The sequence below is a fragment of the Streptomyces sp. NPDC002884 genome, from assembly GCF_040295245.1.
Lineage (GTDB): Bacteria > Actinomycetota > Actinomycetes > Streptomycetales > Streptomycetaceae > Streptomyces.
In genome coordinates, this window is sequence record NZ_JBEOVB010000014.1 from 205,995 (window position 1) to 224,555 (window position 18,561).

At 73.1% G+C, this 18,561-nt stretch carries 18 protein-coding genes and 2 tRNA genes; 14 read left to right on the top strand and 6 right to left on the bottom strand.

What is annotated here, in order from left to right:
• Nucleotides 1-143 precede the first annotated feature (143 nt).
• The gene (locus ABT070_RS26790; protein ID WP_351764406.1) at nucleotides 144-1,616 is read right to left on the bottom strand and encodes an MFS transporter; all 1,473 of its coding nucleotides are present in this window, start codon (nucleotides 1,614-1,616) and stop codon (nucleotides 144-146) included.
• Between the two features lie 69 nt (nucleotides 1,617-1,685).
• Here ABT070_RS26790 and ABT070_RS26795 point away from each other — a divergent pair, with 69 nt between their 5' ends.
• The 4 genes from ABT070_RS26795 to ABT070_RS26810 all read left to right on the top strand — a co-directional run bounded on the left by ABT070_RS26795 (nucleotide 1,686) and on the right by ABT070_RS26810 (nucleotide 4,423).
• On the top strand, nucleotides 1,686-2,213 hold the full coding sequence (locus tag ABT070_RS26795) for a winged helix-turn-helix transcriptional regulator (RefSeq protein ID WP_351764407.1): 528 nt from the start codon (nucleotides 1,686-1,688) through the stop codon (nucleotides 2,211-2,213).
• 59 nt (nucleotides 2,214-2,272) lie between these two features.
• Nucleotides 2,273-2,584, top strand: a complete 312-nt coding sequence (locus tag ABT070_RS26800) for a DUF6412 domain-containing protein (protein ID WP_351764408.1) — start codon at nucleotides 2,273-2,275, stop codon at nucleotides 2,582-2,584.
• A gap of 95 nt (nucleotides 2,585-2,679) precedes the next feature.
• Complete coding sequence (locus tag ABT070_RS26805) at nucleotides 2,680-3,381, top strand: YidC/Oxa1 family membrane protein insertase (protein WP_351764409.1); 702 nt, start codon at nucleotides 2,680-2,682, stop codon at nucleotides 3,379-3,381.
• Between the two features lie 184 nt (nucleotides 3,382-3,565).
• The gene (locus ABT070_RS26810) at nucleotides 3,566-4,423 is read left to right on the top strand and encodes a fumarylacetoacetate hydrolase family protein (RefSeq protein WP_351764410.1); all 858 of its coding nucleotides are present in this window, start codon (nucleotides 3,566-3,568) and stop codon (nucleotides 4,421-4,423) included.
• 93 nt (nucleotides 4,424-4,516) lie between these two features.
• Here the strand turns inward: ABT070_RS26810 and ABT070_RS26815 are convergent, their stop codons facing one another.
• Nucleotides 4,517-5,026, bottom strand: a complete 510-nt coding sequence (locus tag ABT070_RS26815; RefSeq protein ID WP_351764411.1) for a heme-degrading domain-containing protein — start codon at nucleotides 5,024-5,026, stop codon at nucleotides 4,517-4,519.
• Nucleotides 5,026-6,171 carry a Gfo/Idh/MocA family protein gene (locus tag ABT070_RS26820; RefSeq protein WP_351764412.1) on the bottom strand — a complete coding sequence of 382 codons (1,146 nt, stop codon included), beginning with the start codon at nucleotides 6,169-6,171 and terminating at the stop codon, nucleotides 5,026-5,028. Before ABT070_RS26820 ends, ABT070_RS26815 begins: the two co-directional genes overlap by 1 nt.
• Nucleotides 6,172-6,362: 191 nt before the next feature.
• Between ABT070_RS26820 and ABT070_RS26825 the strand changes: the two genes are divergently transcribed.
• The 5 genes from ABT070_RS26825 (at nucleotide 6,363) to ABT070_RS26845 (ending at nucleotide 10,869) form a co-directional block, all read left to right on the top strand.
• Nucleotides 6,363-7,469, top strand: coding sequence for an ROK family transcriptional regulator (locus ABT070_RS26825; RefSeq protein ID WP_351764438.1), 1,107 nt, complete (start codon nucleotides 6,363-6,365; stop codon nucleotides 7,467-7,469).
• A 101-nt stretch (nucleotides 7,470-7,570) separates the two neighbouring features.
• Complete coding sequence (locus ABT070_RS26830) at nucleotides 7,571-8,533, top strand: hypothetical protein (RefSeq protein WP_351764413.1); 963 nt, start codon at nucleotides 7,571-7,573, stop codon at nucleotides 8,531-8,533.
• A 166-nt stretch (nucleotides 8,534-8,699) separates the two neighbouring features.
• Nucleotides 8,700-9,479 carry an HAD-IIA family hydrolase gene (locus tag ABT070_RS26835; protein ID WP_351764414.1) on the top strand — a complete coding sequence of 260 codons (780 nt, stop codon included), beginning with the start codon at nucleotides 8,700-8,702 and terminating at the stop codon, nucleotides 9,477-9,479.
• Nucleotides 9,480-9,583: 104 nt separating this feature from the next.
• A complete protein-coding gene (locus ABT070_RS26840) occupies nucleotides 9,584-10,207 on the top strand; it encodes a hypothetical protein (RefSeq protein WP_351764415.1) in 624 nt (207 codons plus the stop codon).
• 2 nt (nucleotides 10,208-10,209) lie between these two features.
• The gene (locus tag ABT070_RS26845) at nucleotides 10,210-10,869 is read left to right on the top strand and encodes a class F sortase (RefSeq protein ID WP_351764416.1); all 660 of its coding nucleotides are present in this window, start codon (nucleotides 10,210-10,212) and stop codon (nucleotides 10,867-10,869) included.
• A gap of 370 nt (nucleotides 10,870-11,239) precedes the next feature.
• On the opposite strand, the gene ABT070_RS26850 is transcribed toward ABT070_RS26845, so the two are convergent.
• Nucleotides 11,240-11,313, bottom strand: a tRNA-Lys gene (locus ABT070_RS26850).
• 194 nt (nucleotides 11,314-11,507) lie between these two features.
• Here ABT070_RS26850 and ABT070_RS26855 point away from each other — a divergent pair.
• From ABT070_RS26855 to ABT070_RS26875, 5 genes are all read left to right on the top strand, one after another.
• Nucleotides 11,508-12,944, top strand: coding sequence for a peptidoglycan-binding protein (locus ABT070_RS26855; RefSeq protein WP_351764417.1), 1,437 nt, complete (start codon nucleotides 11,508-11,510; stop codon nucleotides 12,942-12,944).
• Nucleotides 12,945-13,022: 78 nt separating this feature from the next.
• Nucleotides 13,023-14,132: an SPFH domain-containing protein gene (locus ABT070_RS26860; protein WP_351764418.1), complete on the top strand. Its 1,110-nt coding sequence runs from the start codon at nucleotides 13,023-13,025 to the stop codon at nucleotides 14,130-14,132.
• A gap of 129 nt (nucleotides 14,133-14,261) precedes the next feature.
• Entirely contained in the window at nucleotides 14,262-14,867 is a 606-nt protein-coding gene (locus tag ABT070_RS26865) for a lytic polysaccharide monooxygenase auxiliary activity family 9 protein (protein WP_351764419.1), read from the top strand.
• 89 nt (nucleotides 14,868-14,956) lie between these two features.
• Complete coding sequence (locus tag ABT070_RS26870) at nucleotides 14,957-15,418, top strand: DUF3592 domain-containing protein (protein WP_351764420.1); 462 nt, start codon at nucleotides 14,957-14,959, stop codon at nucleotides 15,416-15,418.
• 40 nt (nucleotides 15,419-15,458) lie between these two features.
• The gene (locus ABT070_RS26875) at nucleotides 15,459-17,150 is read left to right on the top strand and encodes an AMP-binding protein (protein WP_351764421.1); all 1,692 of its coding nucleotides are present in this window, start codon (nucleotides 15,459-15,461) and stop codon (nucleotides 17,148-17,150) included.
• Here ABT070_RS26875 and ABT070_RS26880 read toward each other — a convergent pair.
• Together ABT070_RS26880 and ABT070_RS26885 are read right to left on the bottom strand one after the other, a co-directional pair.
• Nucleotides 17,116-17,189 (bottom strand) — tRNA-Lys (locus ABT070_RS26880). The two genes, ABT070_RS26875 and ABT070_RS26880, sit on opposite strands and share 35 nt — an antisense overlap.
• Nucleotides 17,190-17,324: 135 nt before the next feature.
• Nucleotides 17,325-18,083, bottom strand: coding sequence for an IclR family transcriptional regulator (locus ABT070_RS26885; protein WP_351764422.1), 759 nt, complete (start codon nucleotides 18,081-18,083; stop codon nucleotides 17,325-17,327).
• Nucleotides 18,084-18,561 lie beyond the last annotated feature (478 nt).

Below are 18,561 nucleotides of genomic sequence, written 5' to 3' on the forward strand. Positions count from 1 at the left end.
ACAAGTACCCACCGGGGTGACCGGTCGGTCGGTTGTGCTGGTGGCGTCGGTCCCGTCGCCCCGTGAGTCCGTCGGTCCCGTGAGTCCCCTCGGTCCCGTGAGTCCCCTCGGTTCCGTGAGTTCCGTGCGTCCCCTCGGGTCCGTCAGTTCCGCCCCCGGGGGCCCGTCGTGGCCAGGTTCCGTGCCGCGGCCGCTGCCGGTGTCCCGCCCAGGGCGCCCAGCACGCCCACGGCGCCGAGGATCGCCAGTCCCGCCGACACCGCCATCGCCACGTCCGTCCCGTGGGCGAGCCCGCCGCCCGTGCCGGTGGCGATGGCGATCGTCAGGGCCACGCCGGCGCACGAGCCGACGTAGCGCAGCGTCTGCTGCGCACCCGACCCCATCGCCGCTCGCGCCGCCGGTACCGACTCCACCGCCAGCAGGGGCAGTGCCGCGTTCAGGAGGCCGCTGCCGATGCCCGCGAGGACGAGGCCCGGCAGCATCCGGTGCCAGGAGCCCGCGTCCACCGCGCCGAGCAGGGTCAGGACGCCCGCCGCGTGCAGGGCGAAGCCGAGGGCGAGCTGGACCCGGGTCGGGACGCGGCCGGCCAGCCGGCGGGCCTGGAGGGCGACCACGAAGGACAGGCCGGACCAGAGGAGGAACAGCCAGGCGGTGGCCATCGGGGACATGCCCAGCGACTTCTGGAGCACCGTCGGCAGGAAGCTGAACAGGCCGATCACCGCGAGGCCGGTGACCAGCCCGCCGGTGGAGGAGGCCAGGAAGGCCGGGTTGCGGAGCAGGGAGAGGTCGATCATCGGGGTGGCCACCCTGCGCTCGACGAGCACGAAGAGCCCCAGCAGGATCAGCGACGCCAGGAGCAGCAGCCCCACCGGCGCCCGCAGCCAGCCGTCCCGGCCCAGCGTCAGGGCCGCGATCAGGGCGACGGTCGCCGCGCCGAAGGCCGCCGCGCCCGGCAGGTCCGGGCGGCCGCCGCGCGGTGAGCGGGACTCCGTCAGCACGCGGGATGCGACGGCGGCGATCAGCAGGGTCGCGGCGCCGAGCAGGACGTAGACCAGGCGCCAGCCGGGCAGTGCGCCGCTGAGCACCGGGCTCACGGCGATGCCCGCGCTGACGAACGCGCCCCACACCCCGGTGGCGTGCAGCCGGCCGCGCGGGGTGGGGAAGGCGTGCACCAGCAGGCCCAGGCTGCTCGCCAGCAGCGCCGCGCTGGACGCGCCCTGCGCGACCCGGGCCAGGGTGAACTGCCAGGTCGTCGTCGCCAGTGCGCCGAGCAGGGTGGTCAGGGCGAGGGCCAGGGTGCCCGACACGAAGAGCCGGCGGCGGCCGTGGTCGTCGGCCAGGCTGCCGGCGACCAGCAGCGCCGCGGCCAGGCCGAGCGGGGTGCCGTTGAGCAGCCAGGCCTGGGCGGAGGGCGCGGTGTGCAGGGCGGCGGCGGTGTCCACGAGCGTGACCGCCGGCGCGGTGTACGTCATCAGGGCGAGGGCGGTGGCCGCGCTGGTCACGGCGAGGGTGGCGCGGGCCCGGACCGGCGCCACCGGCGCCACCGGCTCCGCCTCGACGGAGGGGGCGGGGGCCGGCTCGGCCCTGGCATCAGTTCGTTCAATGAACCTACTCATGCCTCCGTACGCTAGCACCCTTGGTTCGTTCATTGAACCAACCCGGGGTAAATGGCTACAGTGGACGTCATGGCACTCGGCAAGGACTACGCGACACAGGAGTGCTCGATCGCTCGGGCACTGGAGGTCGTCGGCGAGCGCTGGACGCTCCTCGTCGTCCGCGACGCGCTCTACGGCGTCCGGCGCTACAACGACTTCCTCGTCCACCTCGGCATCCCGCGCGCCGTCCTCGCCGCCCGCCTCCAGGCGCTGACCGCCGAGGGCATCCTCGTCAAGCGCCGTTACCAGGAGTCCCCGCCGCGGGACGAGTACGTCGTCACCGAGCGCGCCATCGCCCTGTGGCCGACACTGCGCTCGCTCGGCCTCTGGGGCCGCGAGCACTTCGGCGAGGCCAAACTGCGGATCTTCCGACACGTGGACTGCGGCACCGAACTCGGCCCGTACGGCGAATGTCCCGCCTGCGGAACTGTCGTACCGGTCCCGGACGTCCTCATGGTGCCGGGCCCGGGACTCGACCCCGACCCGGCGGATCCGGTCAGCCGGGCGCTGCTGAAGCCGAAGAGGCTGCTGGAGCCGATCGAGGCCGGTCAGGTATAACCGACGCAGGAGCCGGCGGGAGAAGCGAGAGCCGGCGAGGGAAGCGGGAGGGGGAGAGCGTGGTCCGCAGTCGGTTCGTCCCGCGTCCCGCCCTCGTGCTGTTCCTCCTCTTCGTCGACGTCGTGCTCCTCGACGCCGGCAGCCTCTCCGCCGCCGTCGCGCTCGCCGCGACCGCCGCGGCCGGCTCCGCGCTGGCCGTCTGCACCCTGGTCGCGGCGCGCAGCGCCCCCGCCGTCCCGCCCACCCGGGTGCGTACGGCCATCAGGGACCGGGCCCGCCGTACGGCCTTCCTGCCGCAACGCGACCCCGACGCCTCCGGCCGCCCCCGCCCCAGGGCGCCGGGCCACGCCCTCCCGACGACCGTCGCGTAGGGCCGCTCTCCACCGTCACGTGGGTGACCCACGCGGGTCGTCATGCCGCCATCCCGTTTCCCGGCACGACGAGACCCCCGGAGGGCTCCCCACCCATGTCCGTATTCGCCACCCTGGTCGAGCGGCTCGCCGACCTGCTCCACCCGCTGTTCGGCGCCACCGCCGCGGCCGCCGCGATCGTCCTGTTCACCGCACTCGTACGACTCCTCGTGCACCCCTTGTCCCGCGCGGCCGCCCGCGGCCAGAAGGCCCGTACGGCGCTGCAGCCGAAGATCGCCGAACTGCGCAGGAAGCATGCCCGGAACCCCGAGAAGCTCCAGCGGGCGGTGCTGGAACTGCACGCGGAGGAGAAGGTGTCGCCGCTGTCCGGGCTGCTGCCCAGCCTCTGCCAGATACCGGCCTTCTTCCTGCTCTACCACCTCTTCTCCAGCTCCTCGATCGGCGGCGAGGGCAACGGCCTGCTCGGGCATCAGCTGTTCGCCGCGCCCCTCGGCGGCCGCTGGGCGGACGCGCTGTCCGGGGGCGGGGTGTTCGGCGCGGCCGGACTGGTCTACCTCGGGCTCTTCGCCGTCGTCGCGGCCGTCGCCTCCTTCAACCTCGTCCGGGCGAAGCGGGTGCCGCTGCCCCGGATCGGCGGCGCTGAGGAGGTGCCCGGAGTCGGCACGATCGCCAAGGCCATGCCGTTCCTGTCCTTTTTCACGCTGGTCACCGTGGCCGTCGTACCGCTGGCCGCCGCGCTGTACGTGATCACGAGCACGACCTGGAGCGCGCTCGAACGGGCGGTCCTGTACCGGTGACGGCCCTGTACCGGTGACGGTCCCGTACCGGTGCCGCTCCTGAACGGGGGGCCGTCCTGAACGGGGGACGGTCCAGTCCGTGAACGGGGGCTTGCGGACCGAAAGGCGAGCTTGGAGGATCGACCAGTCCTCCGATGGCTGCACCCATCGGGCGGGTGCCCCGCGATCGAGGGAGAGAGTGACCATGAAGCTGCTGCGAGTCGGTACGGCGGGAACGGAGCGGCCCGCGCTGCTCGACCGCGAGGGGGTCCTGCGGGATCTCTCCGGGCTCGTCCCGGACATCGACGGGGCGCTGCTCGCCGACGACGTGGCCCTCGGCCGGGTGCGGGAGGCCGCCGGGTCCGGGGAGCTGCCGGTGCTGGACGCGACCGGGCTGCGGATCGGGCCGCCGCTGGCCCGGATCGGCAAGATCGTGTGCATCGGGCTGAACTACCACGACCACGCCCGGGAGATCGGGGCCCAGCCGCCCGCCGAGCCCGTCGTCTTCTTCAAGGCGGCGGACACGGTCGTGGGGCCGCACGACACCGTTCTCGTGCCGCGCCGGTCCGTCAAGACCGACTGGGAGGTGGAGCTGGCGGTCGTCATCGGACGCACGGCCCGCTACCTGGAGTCGGCGGAGGAAGGGCTCGCGCATGTCGCGGGCTACGCCGTCGCGCACGACGTGTCGGAGCGGGAGTTCCAGATCGAGCGGGGCGGGACCTGGGACAAGGGGAAGAACTGCGAGACGTTCAATCCGCTGGGCCCGTGGCTGGTGACGGCCGACGAGGTCGCCGACCCGCAGGACCTCGCCCTGAAGCTCTGGGTCAACGGGGAGTTGAAGCAGGACGGGACCACGGGTGAGCAGATCTTCCCGGTGGGGGAGGTCGTCCGGTACGTCAGCCGGTTCATGACCCTGTACCCGGGAGACGTCATCAACACCGGGACGCCCGCCGGCGTCGCCATGGGCCGGCCGGAGCCCAAGCCGTACCTGCGGGCCGGGGACGTGGTGGAGCTGGAGATCGCCGGGCTCGGCCGCCAGCGGCAGGAGTTCAAGGACGCGTAGCGCTCCGCCGGGGGCGGGGAACCGGGGCCGGTTGTCGGCCGCGGGCCGGTCCGTGGCCGGTCGCGCGGTTCCCCGCGCCCCTTCGGGCGCGCTTCAGCCCAGGTACTTCTCCAGGAACTGTTCCAGCACCTCCACCACGAACCGGTGGTCCTCCAGTTGGGGCAGGCCCGACACGGTCACCGCGCCGATGATGCCCACGCCCTCCACGTTGACGGGGAAGGAGCCGCCGTGCGCCGCGTACTCGTCGGGGTCCAGGCGGGAGGAGTCCTCGAACGTCGTGCCCTTGGCGCGGAAGCGGGAGCCCACCAGGTAGGAGGAGGCGCCGAAGCGCTCCACCACCCGGCGCTTGCGGGCGATCCAGGCGTCGTTGTCGGGCGTCGAACCGGGCAGGGCGGCGTGGAAGAGCTGCTGGCCGGCCCGGTGGATGTCGACGGCGACCGGCGCCTGGCGCTCGCGGGCCAGCTCCACCAGCAGGGAGCCGAGCTCCCACGCGTCGTCGTTCGTGAACTGGCGGAAGATCAGCCGTCGTTCCTGCGCCTGGAGCTCCTCCAGGGTCGGGGTGATCTCCGGGGTGAACTTCGGGGTCATCTGGTGGGTTCCCATCACAGCGTCACCGCCACCTTGTCTCGTGCCGAACGGCGGGCCGCCTCCAGTACGTCCAGGGCGGCGGCCGCCTCGGCGGCGGTCACCGGATTGGGGCCGCCGTCGATCAGTGCCCTGGCCACCGCAGCGTAGTAGGCCGGATAGTCGCCGGGGAGGGTCCGTTCGGCTCGTCCGCCGCCGGTCAGCGGCGATTCCCCGGCGCCGACGCGGCCCCACAGCTCCGCCGGTTCGGTGCCCCAGCCGGGAGTGCCGTCGGGCCGGCCGCCCTCGCGCAGGGCCGCCTCCTGCGGATCCAGGCCGTACTTCACATAGCCCGCCTTCGAGCCCAGCACCCGGAAGCGCGGGCCGAGCTGGGACGTCGTCGCGGAGGCGTAGAGGTGGGAGCGGACGCCGTTCGCGTGCGTCAGCGCGATGAAGGTGTCGTCGTCGGTCTCCGCGCCGGGCCGGCGGATGTCCGCCTCGGCGTGGACGGAGACCACCGGGCCGAACAGCACCAGCGCCTGGTCGACGAGGTGGCTGCCGAGGTCGTACAGGAGACCTCCGATCTCTGCGGGGTCGCCGGACTCCCGCCAGCCACCCTTCGGCAGCGGCCGCCACCGCTCGAACCGGGACTCGAAGCGCCACACGTCGCCCAGTTCGCCTTCGTCGAGCAGCTTGCGCAGGGTCAGGAAGTCGTTGTCCCAGCGGCGGTTCTGGAAGACGGACAGCAGCAGTCCGCGCTCCTCGGCGAGGGCGGCCAGCTCCCGCGCCTCCGCCGCGGTGCCGGCGACGGGCTTGTCGACGACGACCGGCAGGCCGGCCTTGAGCGCGGCGGTCGCGAGCGGGACGTGCGTCTTGTTCGGGGACGCGATGACGACCAGGTCCAGTTCGCCGGCGCGGGCGAGGAGGTCGTCGGGGCCCGCGGCGACGCGTACGTCCGGGAACTCGGCGCGGGCCTGCTCCTGCCGCTCGGGGTTCGAGGTGACCACCGTGTCGAGGACGAGGCCCTCGGTCGCGGCGATCAGCGGGGCGTGGAAGACGGAGCCCGCGAGGCCGTAGCCGATCAGGCCCACGCGGAGCGGAGGGGCGGCCGGGCGGGTGCCGGATGAGGTGCCGGTGTCGAGGCCCGTTTCGGAGCCGGTGTGGTCAGTCGTGCGTCCAGTCATGCCGACCACTTTGGCAACGCTGTTGCCAAAGTGCAAGCGCGAGGCACAATGGCAGAGTGAACAGGACGAACGACGGAGGCGACACGGACCGCCCGCGCGACACGTCCGCGCCCGAGCCCGGTACGGCGCCCGTGTGGGGGTCCACCTGGGGAGTCCCGCCGGGCCTCGCGCCGGAGCGTGCGGCGGATGCCGTGACGCGCCGGGCCGCGGGCGTGAACCTGCTGGCGCTGCGCAGCCACAACACCGCGCTCGTGCTCGACCTGCTGCGCACCGCCGGGGCCGAGGGCATCAGCCGGCTGGAGCTCGCCGAACGCGCCGGGCTCACCCCGCAGGCGGTCAGCAAGATCACCGCCCGGCTGCGGGAGGAGGGGCTGGCGGCGGAGGCCGGCCGGCGCGCCTCCACCGGCGGCAAGCCGCGCACGGTCCTGCGGCTGGTCCCCGAGGCCGGTCACGCGGTCGGCGTCCACCTCGACCGGGACGAGCTGAGGGTGGTGCTGGCCGACCTCGACGGACGCGTGGTGGGCGAGCGGCGCGCCCCGACGTCCCTGGGCGCGGGGGCGGAGGCGGTCCTCGAAGCGTTGCTCGGCGAGGTGACGGAGGTCCTCTCCGAGGCCCTCGGGGGCGGCGCCCTCCTGGCCCCGCTCGGTGTCGGGGTGGCGCTTCCGGGTCCGCTCGACCATGTGCGCGGCGTGCTGCACCGGGTCACCGGCTTTCCCGAGTGGGACGGTTTTCCGCTGCGGGACGTGCTGGCGGCGCGGCTCGGCGTGCCGGTGGTCGTCGACAAGGACACCAACGCCGCCGCGCTCGGCCTCGCCGTCCGCGGCGAACGCGGCTCCTTCGCCTGCCTGTACCTCGGGACGGGCCTCGGCGCCGGCCTGGTGATCGGCGACGCCGTGCACCGGGGTGCCCGCACCGGCGCGGGGGAGTTCGGACATCAGGTCATCCAGCTGGACGGGCCGCTCTGCTCCTGCGGCAACCGGGGCTGTGTCGAGGCACTGTGCCTGGCGGCGATGGACCGGGGTGACGTGGCCGAGGCGGCGCGGGTGCTCGGCGAGGGCGCCGCGAACCTGGTCGGCCTGCTCGACATCGACGCCGTCCTGCTGGGCGGACGCACCATCACGGCCGCGCCGGACCCCTTCGTCCGGGGGGTCGCCGCCGTCCTCGAGGCCCATGCGCGCCGTGAGGGATCGCGCGGGGGTGCCGTGCCGGTACGTCTCGCTCCCGGCGGGGCCCGCGCCGTCGCGGAGGGCGCGGCGCAGCTGCTGCTGGGTCCGGTGTTCGGACGGCAGGACGGCTGAGCCGACCGGTCGGTGCCGCCTCCGCCGAACGAGGGGATTCGTACGGTCGTGCGGTGTGCCGTTCCCGCCCGGCGCGGGGCGGCGTGCAGGCTCACGTGTTCATGCGACTGTGCCCGCCTGTCTCCCTCTGCCTCGCCGTGGCCGCCGCCCTCCTCCCCGCGCCCGCCCACGCGGAAGCCGGCCCGAGTTGTGCCGGTCCCGACGGCGCCGGCTTCCCCCTCACCACCCGGCTGCACGGGGGCCCGGATTCCTACCGGGCCGGGGGCGGCTACGGCATCTGGTATCTCGATCTCACCAACACCACCCGCCTCACCTGCGACGGGATCCACCCGGTGGTCGTCCTGGTCGACGCCGGACGCACCCTGAAGCCGTCCCAGGCGCGCCTGGAGTTCTACGCCGACGGACAACCCCACCCGGTCCGCTTCGAACCCACCGACGACGACGAACTGGTCGGGGCCTTCACCGACGGGCCCACCGCCCGGGAGGCCGAGGGGCGGACTGACGGGCGGACCGACGGCGCCGGCAGCTTCCCCGGTTTCTCCGTGGGCCCCGGCCGGACCCTCACCGTCAAGCTGCGCCTCGCCCTCACCTCGGACACCGCGCCCAACGACGTCACCGCCAACGCGGCGGTCGTCCAGCGGCACGGCGACGACGGCGACTGGATCGGACAGTCGAACGACTACCGCTTCGCCGTCGAGACCGGCACCGCCCCCGACCGCGACACCGCCCCCGACACCGCCCCTGACCGCGACACCGCCCCCGACCGCGGCACGGCTCCCGGCCTCGACCCGGCCGCGCCCACCCCCGGTACCACCCACGCCGCCACCGCCACTGCCACCGCCACTGCCACCGCCACCGCGGCCCCCGTTCCCCCTCTCGTCCCCACTCCCGCCCCGGACGCCTCCGCCGCGGACACCGGCCGGCTCTCCCTCGCCGACGAGGCCGAGGAACTCGCCCGCACCGGCCTCACCTCACCCGCCGTTCTCGTCGGCGCCACCGTCTGTCTCCTCGCCGCCGGGACGGTCCTGCTGCTGGCCCGCCGGCTGGCCCGGCGACGCCGTTGAACCGAGGCCGCGTCCCAGCCGGTGGACGCCTCACCACCGGCCATTCCCTCAAGATCGGGCCTGTGCTTAGGCTGGGGCGCACGCAGCAACCGCGTGCAGGCGCAGCACCGCGTACAGGCGCGGCCACCGCGTACTCGCGTCCGCGTACGGCAGGGAGATCCCGCACATGGCAGACCGCAAGCCCATCGAGTCGTGGCTCACCGACATGGACGGTGTGCTCATCCACGAGGGCGTACCGATCCCCGGCGCCGACGCCTTCCTGAAGAAGCTGCGCGACTCGGGCAAGCCGTTCCTGGTCCTGACCAACAACTCGATCTACACCCCGCGAGACCTGCACGCCCGGCTGCGGCGCATGGGCCTGGACGTGCCGATCGAGAACATCTGGACCTCGGCGATGGCCACCGCCCAGTTCCTGGACGACCAGCGGCCCGAGGGCACGGCGTACGTCATCGGCGAGGCCGGGCTGACCACCGCGCTGCACGACATCGGGTACATCCTCACCGACCACGAGCCCGACTACGTCGTCCTCGGCGAGACCCGCACCTACTCGTTCGAGGCGATGACGAAGGCCGTCCGGCTCATCAACGACGGCGCCCGGTTCATCTGCACCAACCCGGACGAGACCGGCCCCTCCGCCGAGGGCGCGCTCCCGGCCACCGGAGCCGTCGCCGCGCTGATCACCAAGGCGACCGGCAAGAACCCGTACTTCGCGGGCAAGCCCAACCCGCTGATGATGCGCACCGGTCTGAACGCCATCGGCGCCCACTCCGAGAGCAGCGCGATGATCGGCGACCGCATGGACACCGACGTCCTCGCGGGCATGGAGGCCGGCATGCAGACGTTCCTGGTGCTCACCGGTCTGACCCGGCCCGAGCAGGTCGAGAACTTCCCGTACCGCCCGTCGAAGATCGTGGACTCGATCGCGGATCTCGTCGACCGGATCTGAAACCCGTAACACGGCGTGAGCCACTCGTACGGAGCAGTGATGCCCCGCCTGGGGATGCGCGTCGGGTCCCGGCGGGAGAGTCTCCAACCAGCTGGAGGTTCACGATGGGTTCACTGAAAATCACTGTCTGTGCGGGAGTCGCGGTCGCCGCCGCGGTGCTCATCCCGACGGCGTACGCCTCGGGCGAGGACGGCGGGGACAAGGGCGGCAGCGTCTCGATCACGCCGTCCACGCCCGCACCCGGAGCCGACGTCACGCTGAAGGTCAGCGGCTGCGGCGGCAGAACGGCCACCGCGGCCTCGGACGCCTTCGTCGCGGACGCGCAGCTCGCCGGCGCGGGCGGCACGCTCGTCGGCGACACCCGGGTCCGCTCCTCGATCGGGGCGGGCACCTACGACGTGCGGATCACCTGCGTCGACTTCAAGGTGAAGGGTCACCTCGAGGTCGTCGCCCCGTCGCCCGCCGAGTCGTCGCAGGCGTCGCGGCCGTCGGACTTCGAGTCGGCGGAGCCGTACGGGCCGTCCACGCCCGCCTCTCCCGTCGCCCCGGTGCACGCCGGCGGCGGTGGCACCGCCCCGCTGGCTCCCCTCGCCCCGCTCGCCGCCGCCGAGGAGGCGCGGGTGGACGGTCCCGGCACCGTGCAGGCGGTCGTCGGGCTGGTGCTCGCGGGTGTCGCCGCGGCCGCCGTCGTGTTCCGCGGGGTGCACCGGAGACGCAGGGCGGATTGAGCATGCCCGACCGCGAACGCTCTTCCGGCCGCTTCCTCACCGGTCTGGCCTGGGCGGTGCTGCTGCTCGGGCTGTGGCTGTGGGGTCGCGAGGTGACCGACGTACGGCACGGCACATCCGCCCCGGCCACCGGTGACATGGCCGCGGTCGGCCGCCCGCCGGACGCCGAACTCCCGCCCGCCGCGAAGCCGTTGGGGCAGGCGCTGCCGCAACGCATCGACATCCCCGACCTGGGTGTGCAGGCCCCGGTCGTCGCCCGCGGGCTGGACCCCCAGGGGGGCATCGATCCACCGCCCTTCGACCAGGCGGGCGTCGTCGGCTGGTACGCCGAGGGTGCGAAACCCGGCGCCCGGGGCACGGCCCTGCTGGTCGGGCACGTCGACACCGCGACCAGGCCCGCCGTCTTCTACAAGCTCAGCACGCTCAAGGCCGGCGAGACGGTACGGGTGGTCCGCGACGACGGGAAGATCGCCGAGTTCACCGTCGACGACGTCGAGGTGGTCCAGCGCGACCGCTTCGACGCCCGGCAGGCCTACGGCCCCCGGCAGCCGGACCGCGCCGAGCTGCGCCTGATCACCTGCGGCGGCACCTTCGACCGGGTGAGCCGCAGCTACACGGCGAACGTGATCGTGTCGGCGTATCTGACGGGCACCGGCGTCTGACCCGACGCCCTCCACCCGCCCGGCCGCCGGCCCGGCGCCGTCCGGGCCGACGTCACCTGGCCCGGTCGACGGCCCGCTCCCCCGAAACCGCCGACCGGGCCGGTCCTCGACCGCGCGCGCCCGGGCTGCGGGAGTAGCCCGGCGACCGGCGCGGGAGGCTGTGAGGTTCACCTACCCCGTGGACGGCGGTGACGACCGTCTTCCGGCACTCTCGTGAGCAACGCGGGTCTTATGTCTGAATTGAGCAGGGGAAGTTGTGAGGCGGACGGATATGGCGGCCCGTCGCGTGCACGCCCGTCGCGTGTACACCCGCGCTCGTGCTCACAACGAGCGAAGGCCCCTCGCTTTCGCGAAGGGCCTTCGGTGTCTGTGCGCCGCCAGGGACTCGAACCCCGGACCCGCTGATTAAGAGTCAGCTGCTCTAACCAACTGAGCTAGCGGCGCCTGCTGACGTGAGAACTCTACAGGACCACCGGGGGTGCGCCGGACCACCCGGCCGCCGGGCCGCCGCGTCACTGGGCCGGGCGGGTGTCGCGTACATCATTCGGACCGTCAGCATGCGCGTCGGGAAGACAGTTGAGAAACTGGCGAACGTGCACAGTCGCGGACATTTTCAGCTGGAGTGTGAGGGGAATCGCATGGGCTCTCCGGTATTCGAGGAATTCGATCCCGAGAGTGACTGCGAGTGCCCCGGATGCGTATCCCGGCGGTGGGCGGGATCGAATTCCCCGCCCGCGCGGTTCGGCGGTCGCCCGGCCGCCCATCGCGTGGTGGTCGTCGCCACGGCGGCGGCCGCGGCGCTCGGCACCGCCCACGCGGTGCCCGCCTTCGCGGCCCCGCAGACCTCCGACCGGCCCGGCGTACCCGCAGGTGACGAGCCCGAGACCCCGCAGGGCGGCAAGGCGCCGCTGCACGGTCCGGCCGGGCAGCCGGCCAAGCCCGGGGGAGTGGCGGGACCGGTGAAAACGCCCCCGACGACCCGGGCGGACATCATCAGACGGGCCAAGGAATGGGTTTCGGCAGAGGTGCCGTACAGCATGAGCACCTACTGGTACGACGGATACCGGCAGGACTGCTCGGGCTTCGTCTCCAAGGCCTGGAACCTGCCCGGCAACGAGTGGACGGGCAGCCTCCACCAGTACGGGACACGGATTACCAAGGAGGAGCTCCAGCCCGGCGACATTCTGTTGTTCCATAATCCGTCCGACCCCGAGAAAGGCTCGCACGTCGTCCTTTTCGGCGGCTGGACGGACTACACGCACAGCTACTACCTGGTCTACGAGCAGACCCGCCCGACCACCCGCCGGCAGCCCACTCCCTATGCCTACTGGAGCCATTCGGACCGCTACGTGCCCTACCGGTACAAGGGCCTCACGGCGGCCGCTCCCGGCGGCGGGGAACAGGTCGGCACGACCGCCCTCGGCGGGAACAGGCCCGGCGCCGGGGGTGCCGCGACGACGTCGTTCCCGGGGCGGAGGGCCTTCGGGCCCGGGGCGAACAATCCGTACGTCACCCAGCTCGGCCGGCTCCTCGTCGAGCGCGGCGGCGCACGCTTCTACGCCTCGGGCCCGGGACCGAGGTGGTCGGCGTCCGACGGCTGGGCCACCCTCGCCTTCCAGCAGGCCCAGGGCTGGCGCGGCGCCGACGCCGACGGCATCCCCGGCCCGAGCACCTGGGCCCTGCTGATCTCCGGCCAGGGCAGGAACATCACCCCCGCGCAGCCCCCGAGGACCGGCGCCGGCCCGGACTCCGGCTTCGGTTCCGGCTTCGGCTCCGGCGGTGGAAACGGTGGGTATCCCGCGACCGGGGCGGCCGGCGCGCCCTCGGCACCGCGCGTCCCCGCCTACCCGGGCCGGGGCATGTTCCGGCCCGGCGCGCAGAACGCGTACGTCACCCAGCTGGGGAGGCAGCTGGTGAGGAAGGGGTTCGGCAGGTACTACGCGACGGGTCCCGGGGCGCGCTGGGGCGAGGCCGACCGGCGAGGGGTCGAGGCCTTCCAGCGCACCCAGGGCTGGCGCGGCGGCGCGGCCGACGGCTACCCGGGCCCGGAGACCTGGCGGCGGCTCTTCTCGTAGACCGGAGCGGGATCCGCTCGCCCGCTCGATCCCATCCCACTGTCATGGCGTATCTGGCGCGGAGGCTGGAGGCACGCAATGAACACGACCACTTCACCGACACCCGAGTCCGAGGGACCGTCCAGGCCCACCCGGCTCATCCAGAACGAGGCGACCACCGAGATCCCCGTCCATCTGCTGTTCCGCGACGAGCCCGAGCCGCGGCCCGTGCCGCTCGGGCCCGCCGTGGTGGGCAGCCGGGCGGGCACCGGCGAGCAGCCGCGACTGCGCCGGCCGACACCGGCCAAGCCCCGCCCGGTGGCGCAGGTCGACCCGGACCTGGTGGAGCGGCCGGCCCGGGTGCTGCCCGGCGCGGCGGGCGTGTTCGCCGGGATGTGCGGGGCGGCGGGCTGTGTGGCCGCCTCGTGGTGGTCCGGGGTGTTGCCGCCGCACGCGGCGCAGGCGCTGCGGCTGCCGGACTTCGCGGGCGCCGGGCTCGGTCCGGCGCAGTGGGCCGCGTACGCGGGGGCGGGTGCGCTGGGGCTGTTCGGCTTCGGCGGTCTGGCCCGCGGGCGGACCGGCCGGGCCTGGGTGCTCGGACTGTTCGGCCGCTACAGGGGGACCGTGCGGCGCACCGGACTGCTGTGGGTCAACCCGCTGCTGCTGCGCCGCCGGGTGGACGTACGGCTGCGGCACTGGCGCAGCGAGCCGATGCCCGCCGCCGACGGCAGCGGGGTCGCGCTGCGGGTGGTGACGCTCGTGGTGTGGCGGGTGCGGGACACCGCGCGGGCCACGCTCGGCGTGGAGGACCACGAGACGTATCTGCGCGAGTGCGTCGAGGCGGCCCTGGCCAGGATCCCGGTGGAGACGCCGGGCGCGGGACGGGGGTCGGTGGAGGCGGCGGGGGAGGCGCTGACCAGGCGGGTCGCGCAGGACGCGGGCGCGATCGGCCTGGAGGTGTTCTCGGTACGGCCGCTGCGGATCGAGTACGCCCCCGAGGTGGCCGCCGCGATGCACCGCCGCCGGATCGCCGCGCTCGACGCCCAGCACCGCGCGACCATGCTGACCTCGGTCGTGGACTCGGTGGAGGACACGGTGACCCGGTTGACCATGCGGGGTCTCGTGGAACTCGACGACTACGAGCGCAAGGCCCTGGTGAAGGACCTGACGGTCGCCTTCTGTTCGGGGCGGGGGGAACAGGGGCCGTGACGGGGCCGGACACGTCTTTGATATGGACACAGCCAAGAAACGGCAATAATCTCGAACTTGGTCTAGACCTGCACGCATGAGCTCACTGAACTCCTCACCGAACTCCCCACGTTCTCCAGGAGCGGCAGCATGCGCAAAAAGACCAAGTGGTACGCCGCCGCGCTCGGACTCACCACGGCGGGAGCCTTCGTGCTCACCGCCGGGGGTGCGAGCGGCCACGGCTACACCGACCTCCCCATCAGCCGGCAGAAGCTCTGCCAGAACGGCTCCGTCACCAACTGCGGTGACATCCAGTGGGAGCCGCAGAGCGTCGAGGGCCCGAAGGGCTTCCCGGCGTCCGGCGCGGCCGACGGAAGGATCTGCTCCGCGAACAACACCCGCTTCGCCCAGCTCGACAGCCCGAAGACCCCGTTGGGCGGGGCGTGGCCGGCCACCAGGGTGACCGGCGGTCAGAGCTACACCTTCCGGTGGCAGTTCACCGCCATGCACGCCACGACCGACTTCAAGTACTACGTCACCAAGCAGGGCTGGAACCAGAACCACAACCTGGCCCGCTCCGACCTCAACCTCACCCCGTTCCTGACCGTGCCCTACGGCGGTCAGCGGCCCCCGTCCACCCTCTCGCACAGCGGCACGCTGCCGTCCGGGCTCAGCGGACGTCACGTGATCGTCGCGGTGTGGACGGTCGCCGACACGACCAACGCCTTCTACGCCTGCTCCGACGTCACGTTCTGAGCATCGCTTGAGCTCCCCCGGGTCCGCGCGCGGGTACGTTCCCTGCACGCCGACACGACCAGGTCGGCGCCTGGACCTCGGGGGAGCTCATGGAAGCCTTCTTCTACCTTGTGCCGTCGGTCATGATCGCCGGCCTGCTGTTCGGCGTGTTCGGGCTGGTCCGCCGCTCCCGGCGGGTCGTCCGGGCCTGGGACGGCGGCTGCACCGCGGAGGCGCGCTGTCTGCGGTCGTACACGACGACCAGCGGCGGCGGCGACACGATGGTCGGCACGACGTTGCACCACGTCTACGAGTTCACCACCCGCGAGGGCCGGGCCGTCCGCTTCGAGGAGGCGAACGGCCCGGGCACGACCATCGAGGGCGACATCGTCACCGTCCACTACGCGGCCGGCCACCCCGAGGAGGCCACGGCCAAGGCGCCCGCCCACGGCAGGCTCTTCGCCGAGTCCGGCTGCCTGCTGCTCTTCCTCGGCGTGGCCATCGCCTTCTGCGTCTTCTTCATGGTCACCGCCCACTGGATGTTCGCCGAGGCGGACGACTTCATGCCGTAGCCCTCCACATCTGACGGTACGTCAACTACCGTGCGCCGCCATGGAGTCCGTCGCCGAACTCGTAGCGGCCCGGTGGGGCGACCACCGTCCCGGGCTGTGGTGCCGCCACCCCGCGCACCCCGAGAACGCCAAGAAGCCCGAGCAGCCCGAGGGCACGGTCCTCACCCATCACGAGGTCGCGGCCGGCGCCGCCGCCCGGGCGGCGCTGCTGGCCGACCTGCTGCCGTCGGACGGTCCGCCGCATCTCGGGGTGCTGCTGGACAACACCCCGGAGTTCCCGCTCTGGCTGTCGGCCGCCGCCCTCGCCGGCGCGGCCGTCGCCGGGATCAACCCCACCCGGCGGGGCCCCGAACTGGCCCGGGACATCCTGCACACCGAGTGCCGGCTGCTGATCACCGAGCACACCCACCTGCCCCTCCTCAGGGGCCTGGACCTGCCCGGGGTCCGGCTGCTGATCACCGGCACCCCCGAGTACGACGACCTGCTCGCCCCGTACGCGGACGCCCGCCCCGACCCCTCCCGGGCGGGCCCCGCCGACCGGTTCCTGCTCTACTTCACCTCCGGCTCGACCGGCGCCCCCAAGGCGGCGATCTGCACCCAGGGCCGGCTGGCCGCCGCCGGACGCTCGCTGGCCGGGCAGTTCTCCGTGCGCCGGGACGACGTGCACTACGTCTGCATGCCGATGTTCCACGGCAACGCGGTGATCGCCGACTGGGCGCCCGCCCTGGCGGCCGGGGCCGGGGTGGCGCTGCGACGGCGGTTCTCGGCATCCGGGTTCCTGGCGGACGTACGGCACTTCCGGGCGACGTACTTCACCTACGTGGGCCGGGCGATCCAGTACGTCCTGGCCACCGAGCCGCGCCCCGACGACCGGGACCACACGCTGCGGCTGGGCTTCGGCACCGAGGCGGGCGCGGTGGACGCGGCCGCCTTCGAACGGCGGTTCGGGGTGCGGCTGGTGGAGGGGTACGGCTCCTCGGAGGGCGGGGCGGCCGTGCAGTGGTCGCCGGGGACTCCGGCGGGGGCGGTCGGGCGGGCGGGGCCCGGTCTCGTCGTCCTCGACCAGGAGACCCGCGCCGAGTGCGCGCCCGCCGTTCTCGACCCGGGCGGACGTCTGCTGAACGGCGAAGAGGCGATCGGCGAGCTGGTCAACCGGGGTCCCAACCCCTTCGAGGGCTACTGGCGCAACCCGGCGGCGGAGGCCGAGCGGCGCCGGGACGACGGGGAGTACTGGACCGGCGACCTCTTCTACCGCGACGGCGAAGGCTTCCTCTACTTCGCGGGCCGCACCGACGACCGGCTCCGCGTCGACAGCGAGAACCTGGCCGCCGCGATGATCGAGAACATCCTCGCCCGGTACGAGGGGGCGTCCGCCGTGGCCGTCTACGCGGTGCCGGACCCGGTGACCGGGGACCAGGTGATGGCGGCACTGGCCGGGTCCTTCGAGCCGCTCGGTTTCGCCGAGTTCCTGCTCGCCCAGCCCGATCTGGGGACGAAGATGGCGCCCCGGTTCGTACGGGTGCTGGAGCGGATGCCCGTCACCGCCACGAACAAGATCCACCGGGCGCTGCTGCGGCGGGAGGGGGTCCGGTGCGCCGATCCGGTGTGGTGGCGGCCGCCGGGAAAGGCGACGTACCGCAGGCTCACGGCAGAGGAAGCCGAAGGGCCCCTCGTGTCCACGAGAGGCCCTTCATCTGTGCGCCGCCAGGGACTCGAACCCCGGACCCGCTGATTAAGAGTCAGCTGCTCTAACCAACTGAGCTAGCGGCGCATGACTCCCGCCCTCCGCCTTCGGCGGTTGACGACGGAGAAAATACTACCCGGTCCGCGGGGGTGCTCCGCACCACCCGGGACCACCCGTCGGACCGCCCGCCGGACCGCCCACGGGGCGGCCGCCGGACGGGGATCAGATCGCGAGGGACAGCAGTACCGGTGCCGTGTTCCTGTTCAGGGTCTCGGCGGCCTGGCGGAGCCGGTGGGCGTGCTCCACGGGCAGGGAGAGCGCCAGGCAGCCCGCCATGGAGCCGGCGGTGATCGGGACGGCCGCGCAGACCGTGCCGATCGCGTACTCCTGGAGGTCGAGCATCGGGACCGTGGGCGGCTGCGCCTCCAGCCGGGAGAGCAGGAGCTTGTCGTTGGTGATGGTGCGCGAGGTGAGCCGGGCCATCTTGTGCCGGGAGAGGTGGTCGCGCCGGCCGTTGTGGTCGAGCTGGCCGAGCAGGCTCTTGCCGAGCGCGGTGGCGTGGGCGGAGGAGCGGAAGTCGACCCACTCGTTGACGGACGGCGTGGCGGGGCCGTCGGCGTACTGGGTGATCGTGACCTCGCCGTCGACGTACCGGCTGATGTAGACGGCGGCGCCGACGGAGTCGCGGAGCCGGTCGAGGGTGTGCTGGAGCTGGTCGTGCAGGGCCTGCTCACGGTGGTGCGCGGAACCCAGGCGGGTCAGGGCGTCGCCCGTGACGTACGCCCCGTCGGCGACCTGCTCGACGTAGCCCTCGCGGCGCAGCATGCGCAGGAGTGTGGTCAGCCGCTCCGCGGTGAGTCCGGTCTCGCGGGCGAGTTCGGCGTCGGTGACACCGGTGGAGTGCCGCGCCACCGTCTCCAGGACGCGCAACGCTTCCTGGGCCGAGTGGTACGGCACGGTCGGCTCGTGCTTCAGCGCCACGGTTCCCCCCTGGTCGCCTCATGGCCGTGATTCCTGATCCTGACAGTGAATCACCTCCACGATAGCGGCCAAGGGGGCCGGGGGGAGGGGTTGTTGACGAGAATGTGTGGCACCTTCGGCCCCCTCAACTGCGGCGCTGGCACGCTGGCATATGCCTGCGTCATGCTCCGGCGTCGAGAGCTGGGGTCTTGCGCGCAGCCCCGGGCGGATTAACTTCCTGAAGCCGGACCGAGGCCGGGGCCGTGGCGGGCCCGGGCCCGTAATGGAGGCCGTAGCCGGGCCCATGGCCGGGCTTGAGCCCGGCCCTTGGCCCCCGCCCCGGCCAAGGGCCCCGGCCCCCGCCCTGGGGCCCCGCCCCCGCCCAGGGCCCCCGCCCCCCCAGAACGGAAGAGCACACCTCAGAACTCCAGTCACGAATCAAGAGATCTCCTATAACGTAATATCAAAATAATAAAATCGAGTGAGTGTGTCGTTTTTC